General features: G+C 71.3%; 9 protein-coding genes. 7 read left to right on the top strand and 2 right to left on the bottom strand.

Annotated elements, in window-relative coordinates:
* The 4 genes from ACIY1X_RS18615 to ACIY1X_RS18630 all read left to right on the top strand — a co-directional run.
* The coding region (locus tag ACIY1X_RS18615; RefSeq protein WP_399683324.1) for an O-acetylhomoserine aminocarboxypropyltransferase at nucleotides 1-1,285 on the top strand (1,285 nt) is incomplete at its 5' end.
* Between the two features lies 1 nt (nucleotide 1,286).
* Nucleotides 1,287-2,105 (top strand): alpha/beta fold hydrolase, encoded by an 819-nt coding sequence (locus ACIY1X_RS18620; RefSeq protein ID WP_399683326.1) that lies wholly within the window; start codon nucleotides 1,287-1,289, stop codon nucleotides 2,103-2,105.
* A 53-nt stretch (nucleotides 2,106-2,158) separates the two neighbouring features.
* Entirely contained in the window at nucleotides 2,159-2,410 is a 252-nt protein-coding gene (locus ACIY1X_RS18625) for a type II toxin-antitoxin system ParD family antitoxin (RefSeq protein WP_038213334.1), read from the top strand.
* A complete protein-coding gene (locus ACIY1X_RS18630) occupies nucleotides 2,407-2,736 on the top strand; it encodes a type II toxin-antitoxin system RelE/ParE family toxin (protein ID WP_399683327.1) in 330 nt (109 codons plus the stop codon). The genes ACIY1X_RS18625 and ACIY1X_RS18630 overlap by 4 nt, the downstream gene beginning before the upstream one ends.
* A 12-nt stretch (nucleotides 2,737-2,748) precedes the next feature.
* Here ACIY1X_RS18630 and ACIY1X_RS18635 read toward each other — a convergent pair whose 3' ends face one another.
* Nucleotides 2,749-3,120: a thioredoxin family protein gene (locus tag ACIY1X_RS18635; protein WP_399683329.1), complete on the bottom strand. Its 372-nt coding sequence runs from the start codon at nucleotides 3,118-3,120 to the stop codon at nucleotides 2,749-2,751.
* Nucleotides 3,121-3,224: 104 nt separating this feature from the next.
* Here ACIY1X_RS18635 and ACIY1X_RS18640 point away from each other — a divergent pair, with 104 nt between their 5' ends.
* Nucleotides 3,225-3,584 (top strand): Mpo1-like protein, encoded by a 360-nt coding sequence (locus ACIY1X_RS18640; protein ID WP_038213356.1) that lies wholly within the window; start codon nucleotides 3,225-3,227, stop codon nucleotides 3,582-3,584.
* Here the strand turns inward: ACIY1X_RS18640 and ACIY1X_RS18645 are convergent.
* Nucleotides 3,521-4,828 carry a YihY family inner membrane protein gene (locus ACIY1X_RS18645; protein ID WP_399683332.1) on the bottom strand — a complete coding sequence of 436 codons (1,308 nt, stop codon included), beginning with the start codon at nucleotides 4,826-4,828 and terminating at the stop codon, nucleotides 3,521-3,523. The two genes, ACIY1X_RS18640 and ACIY1X_RS18645, sit on opposite strands and share 64 nt — an antisense overlap.
* 183 nt (nucleotides 4,829-5,011) lie before the next feature.
* Here ACIY1X_RS18645 and ACIY1X_RS18650 point away from each other — a divergent pair, with 183 nt between their 5' ends.
* On the top strand, nucleotides 5,012-5,407 hold the full coding sequence (locus ACIY1X_RS18650) for a DUF2069 domain-containing protein (protein ID WP_399683335.1): 396 nt from the start codon (nucleotides 5,012-5,014) through the stop codon (nucleotides 5,405-5,407).
* Nucleotides 5,404-5,999: FAD-binding oxidoreductase (locus tag ACIY1X_RS18655; RefSeq protein WP_399683338.1), on the top strand; the 596-nt coding region annotated here is incomplete at its 3' end. The genes ACIY1X_RS18650 and ACIY1X_RS18655, both read left to right, overlap by 4 nt.

Here is a 5,999-nt window from a genome sequence, read left to right on the forward strand (position 1 = left end):
CACGCTCGCGGTGCACGCGGGCGCCGCCCCCGACCCGGCCACGGGCGCGCGCGCGGTGCCGATCCACCTGACCACCTCCTTCGTCTTCGAGTCCAGCGACCACGCGGCCGCCCTGTTCAACCTGGAGCGCTCCGGCCACGTCTACAGCCGCCTGAGCAACCCCACCAACGCGGTGCTGGAGCAGCGCGTGGCGGCGCTGGAAGGCGGCATCGGCGCCATCGCCACCGCCAGCGGCCAGGCCGCGCTGCACCTGGCCGTGGCCACGCTGATGGGCGCGGGCTCGCACATCGTCGCCAGCACGGCGCTGTACGGCGGCTCGCAGAACCTGCTGCACTACACGATGCGGCGCTTCGGCATCGAGACCACCTTCGTCAAGCCGGGCGACATCGACGGCTGGCGCGCCGCGATCCGGCCCGAGACGAAGCTGCTCTTCGGCGAGACGGTGGGCAACCCCGGCCTGGACGTGCTGGACATCCCCACCGTGGCGCAGATCGCGCACGAGGCGAAGGTGCCGCTGCTGGTCGACTCGACGCTGACCTCGCCCTACCTGATCCGCCCCTTCGAGCACGGCGCCGACCTGGTCTACCACTCGGCCACCAAGTTCCTCTCCGGCCACGGCACCGTCATCGGCGGCGTGCTGGTCGACGGCGGCAGCTTCGACTGGGACGCTTCGGACGGGAAATTCGCCGAGCTGAGCGCGCCCTACGACGGCTTCCACAACATGGTGTTCACCGAGGAGTCCACCGTCGGCGCCTTCCTGCTGCGCGCGCGGCGCGAGGGCCTGCGCGACTTCGGCGCCGCCATGAGCCCGCACACCGCCTGGCTGATCCTGCAGGGCATCGAGACGCTGCCGCTGCGCATGGAGCGGCACATCGCCAACACCGAGAAGATCGTGCGCTTCCTCGCGAGCCACCCCTTCGTCTCGCGTGTGGGGCATCCGCTGCTCGAAGCGCACCCGAGCCACGCGCTGGCGAACCGGCTGCTCAGGCACGGCGCCCGGGGCGCGGGCTCGGTGTTCAGCTTCGACATCAAGGGCGACCGCGAGCAAGGCAAGAAGTTCATCGAGGCGCTCAAGCTCTTCAGCCACCTGGCGAACGTGGGCGACTGCCGCTCGCTGGTGATCCACCCGGCCAGCACCACGCATTTCCGCATGACCGACGAGGCGCTGGCCGCCGGCGGCATCGGGCAGGGGACGATCCGCCTGTCGATCGGGCTGGAGGACCCCGACGACCTGATCGACGACCTCAAGCGCGCGCTGAAGGCGGCCGAGAAGGCGGGGGGCTGAGATGGAGCTGAACGTCAACGGCCACCGCACCTACTGCTACACCGGCGGCAAGCCCTTCGACGCGGCCCGGCCCACGGTCGTGTTCATCCACGGCGTGCTGAACGACCACAGCGTGTGGATCCTGCAGAGCCGCTACCTGGCGCACCACGGCTTCAACGTGCTGGCGGTGGACCTGCCCGGCCACTGCCGCAGCGCCGGCGACGCGCCGGAGACGGTGGAGCAGGCGGCCGACTTCGTCGCCGCGCTGCTCGACGCCGCCGGCGTGCAGCGCGCCGCGCTGGTGGGCCACAGTTGGGGCTCGCTGATCGCGCTGGAGGCGGCTGCCCGCCTGGGCGAGCGCGTCACGCACCTGGCGCTGGTGGGCACCGCCTTCCCGATGAAGGTCTCGCAGGCGCTGCTCGACGCCTCGCAGAACGACCCGGAGGCGGCGCTGAAGCTGGTCAACGTGTTCTCGCGCTCCACCCTGGCGGCGCCGCCCTCGGCGCTGGGGCCCGGCACCTGGGTCTACGGCGCGGGCATGGCACTGGGCCGGCGGGTGCTGCGCAGCAACCCGGAGGTCAACGTGTTCCACCGCGGCTTCCTGGCCTGCGACCGCTACGCCAACGGCGAGAACGCCATCGCGCAAATCGCCTGCCCGGTGCTCTTCGCGCTCGGCGCGCAGGACCAGATGACCTCGCCGCGCGCGGCGCAGGGCCTGATCGCCCGGGCGCGCGAGAGCGGCAAGCGTGTGGAGATCGCTTCGCTGCCCGTCGGCCACCACCAGATGACCGAGACACCGGACGCGCTGCTCTTCGCGCTGCGGGACTTCCTGGCGCGCTGAACGGGGAGGCACTGGCGTTCGACAGATTTGGCAAAATTTGCCAAACTCTCGCCATGAGCACCATGAACATCTCCCTGCCTGATGCCCTGAAGTCCTTCGTGGACGAGCAGGTCAGCCAGCGGGGCTATGGCACCAGCAGCGAATACGTGCGCGAACTGATCCGCCGCGACCAGGATCGGCAACAACTGCGCGGCCTGCTGCTGGCGGGTGCAGGCTCGGCCCCCTCGGCAACCGCGTCGGCAGCCTATTTCGAAGGACTGCGCGACCAGGTGCGCAAGACGGCCGGCCGCCGCGCCAAACCGTGACGGCCAAGCCCGTCATCCCGCGCATGCGGGCCAGCCAGGATGTGGACGAGGCGATTGCCTACTACCTGGCCGTCGACGCCGAGGCTGCGGCGATCGGCTTCGTGGATGCATTGGAGCGGGCCTACGCGCACATCGGCCGCCATCCGGCCACCGGCTCCACGCGCTACGCACACGAACTGGACCTGCCGGGCCTGCGCACCTGGCGGCTGAACCGCTACCCCCATCTGGTCTTCTACGTGGAGCAGGCGGACCACGTCGATGTCTGGCGCGTGCTGCACGGCCAACGCGATGTGCCGGCCTGGATGCAGGCGGCGGACGCGCCTTGACGGGCGCGTCGGTCAGCCCATGTGCAGCGCGAAAGCGGCCGGGTCGCGCTCGATGCCGGCGATGAGCGCATGCACATGCGCCTCGGCCGGCTGCGCCGCCGGCAGTGCGCCGAGCAGGCGCGACAGCGCCTGCGCGTTCGGCAGCATCGGCCCCAGGAAGCGCTGCCCGCCGGAATCGACCACCAGCAGTGTCGGGAAGGTCTCGACGTCGAATTCGTCCGCCAACTCGGCGTGGTCCTCGATGTCGACCCAGGCGAAGCGCATCTGCGGATGCGCCTGCGCCACCTGCTGCATCAGCGGGCGGTAGTCGCGGCAGGTGCCGCACCATTCGGCGCACAGGCACACGACCCAGGGAGCGTCGGAAACAGGGGGATTCGGCAGCAAGGCGGTGGCGGCAGGCAGGGATGCGAGGGATGGCCGCCACGCAGGCGGCTCGCTATTATGGTCAGGCGCCCGGCCGCGTGCCGGCGCCCCTGAAGGAGACCGCGATGAACCCCGCCACGCCCTCCCCCGGCCAGGCCCGCACGGCCGGCGCAGCCGTCGATCCGCGCCAGTTCACGAGCTTCGCCGAGTTCTACCCCTTCTACCTGAGCGAGCATTCCGACCGGACCTGCCGGCAGCTGCATTTCGTCGGCTCCTCCCTGGCGCTGGCCTGCCTGGCCGCGCTGGTGTTCACCGGCAACCCGTGGTGGCTGCTGATCGGCCTGGTGTGCGGCTACGGCTTCGCCTGGGTGGGCCACTTCGCGTTCGAGAAGAACAGGCCCGCCTCCTTCAAGCGGCCGCTCTACAGCTTCATGGGCGACTGGGTCATGTACCGCGACATCTGGCTGGGCCGCATCAGGTTCTGAACGGCCTGCGGGTCGACGGCGGCCTTCTCCGGCGGCTCGTCCTTCGCCAGCACATCGCGCAGGCGCAGCGCATCCAGCGCGCCGCGCGTCCACAGCCCTTCCAGGCTGGGCGAGCGCGGCAGCATGAGCGCCTCGGCCAGCGGCGCCAGCGGCGTGGCGTCCGGGTCGGCCAGCAGCACGTAGCGCGGATCCCGCGTTTCCTCGACCTCGGCCAGCTCGCCCACCCAGTCCAGCGCCACCAGCGCCTCCAGCACGGCCGCCAGTTGCAGGGCATCGACCCGCATGCGCGCCACCAGTTCGCTGGCGCCCAGGCCCTTGAACGGCTGCGCGCGGGCCCGCTCCAGTTGCTGGAGCGCCTCCACCGCCAGTTGCATCGGCCAGCCGGGGCCGCCGCCGCGGCGCGCCACGCCGGTCAGCAGGCTGGGCAGGTAGGCCGCGATCACCGCGCCCAGCAGCACGATCACCCAGGCCACGTAGATCCACACCAGCAGGATCGGCACCGTGGCGAAGGCGCCGTACAGTACCGAGTAGGTCGGGACGGTGCCCAGGTACCAGGTCAGCACGCGCTTGGCGACCTCGATGGCGGCGGCGACGAACACGCCGCCGGCCCAGGCATGCGACCAGCGCACGTGGGTGTTGGGCACGTAGTGGTACAGCGCCGCCATGCCGGCCGCCAGCAGCAGGAACTCCAGCGCGTCGAACAGCAGCTTGAGCGCGCTGCCGTCGTGGAAGATGCCGCGCGAGGCGGTGAACACCCAGGCCGTGGTCGACAGGCTGGCGGCCAGCACCAGCGGCCCGAGCGTGATGGCGGCCCAGTAGATCAGGATGCGCTGCCCCAGCGGCCGCGGGCGCGGCACCCGCCAGATATTGTTGAGCGTGCGGTCGATGGTGAGGATGAGCGCGATGGCCGTCACCAGCAGCACGCCCAGGCCGGCGATGCCCAGCCCGCTGGCCTTGCTGGCGAACTGGGTGAGGTAGCCCAGCACCTGGCGCGAGATGTTCTCCGGGACGAGGCTGTCCACCAGCCAGCGCTGCAGGCGGCCCTGCATGGTGGCGAACATCGGGAACACGGTGAACAGCGCCAGCGCCAGCGTGACGAAGGGCACCAGTGCGATGGTGGTGGTGAAGGTCAGGCTGCTGGCCGTCAGCCCCAGGCGGTCTTCGCGGAAGCGTTCGCCCAGCACGGCGGCAGTGTTGCGCCACGGGAAGCGGGACAAGTCCCTCCAGAGCTGGCGGCGGTTCATGGGCCGGTATTATTCCCACCCCCAGTCTTCGCGCACTTCGTGTCGCTCCGCCAACCCCCTCAAGGGGGCACACGCAGCGGCCCGGCCAAGCCGGTTCCGCGCGTGTTCCCGCATGGCCTGCTCCGCGGCCGTCGGTCCCGCTTGGTTTCGAGTGACGCATGCGCAAACTGCTCAACACCTGACATGACTCCGGTCGCACCCTCCCCCGCCGTCGCATGGACCCGCACGCTGGCGGTGGGCTGCCTGCTCGGCCTGGTCGCGCTGTGCCTGGCCTGGGAACTGTGGCTGGCGCCGCTGCGGCCCGGCGGCTCCTGGCTGGCGCTGAAGGCGCTGCCGCTGGTGGTGCCGCTGGCCGGGCTGCTGAAGAACCGCATGTACACCTACCGCTGGGTGAGCCTGCTGGTGTGGCTCTACTTCACCGAGGGCGTGGTGCGCGCCTGGAGCGACGCCACCGCCGCCGGCCGGCTGCTCGCCTGGGTGGAGATCCTGCTGTGCCTGGGCCTGTTCGTCGCCTGCGCGCTGCACGTGCGGCTGCGCCTGCGCGCCGGCCGCGCGCTCAACGAAAGACCTGCCTCGTGACCGACCTGCTCGATTCCCTGCGTGCCATCGTCGGCGCGCCCCACGTGCTGACCGACGGCGACCTGGGCGCCTGGGAGCAGGACTGGCGCAAGCGCGCCCGCGGCAAGGCGCTGGCCGTGGTGCGGCCGGCCGACACGGCGCAGGTGGCGGCCGTGGTGAAGGCCTGCGCCGCGGCGGGCACGGCCATCGTGCCGCAGGGCGGCAACACCGGGCTGGCGGTCGGCGCGATTCCCGACGAGAGCGGCACGCAGGTGGTGCTCAGCCTCACGCGCATGAACGCCATCCGCGGCATCGACGCCGCCAACCTCACCATGACGGTCGACGCCGGCTGCGTGCTGCAGACGCTGCAGGAGGCGGCCGACCAGGCGGGCTTCCTCTTCCCACTGAGCCTGGCGGCCGAGGGCAGCTGCACCATCGGCGGCAACCTGGCCACCAACGCCGGCGGCACGCAGGTGGTGCGCTACGGCAACACGCGCGACCTGTGCCTGGGCCTGGAGGTGGTGACGGCGCAGGGCGAGGTGTGGGACGGCCTGACCGGCCTGCGCAAGGACAACACCGGCTACGACCTGCGCGACCTGCTGGTCGGCAGCGA

It is taken from the genome of Xenophilus sp. (assembly GCF_044462705.1).
Lineage (GTDB): Bacteria > Pseudomonadota > Gammaproteobacteria > Burkholderiales > Burkholderiaceae_C > Xenophilus > Xenophilus azovorans.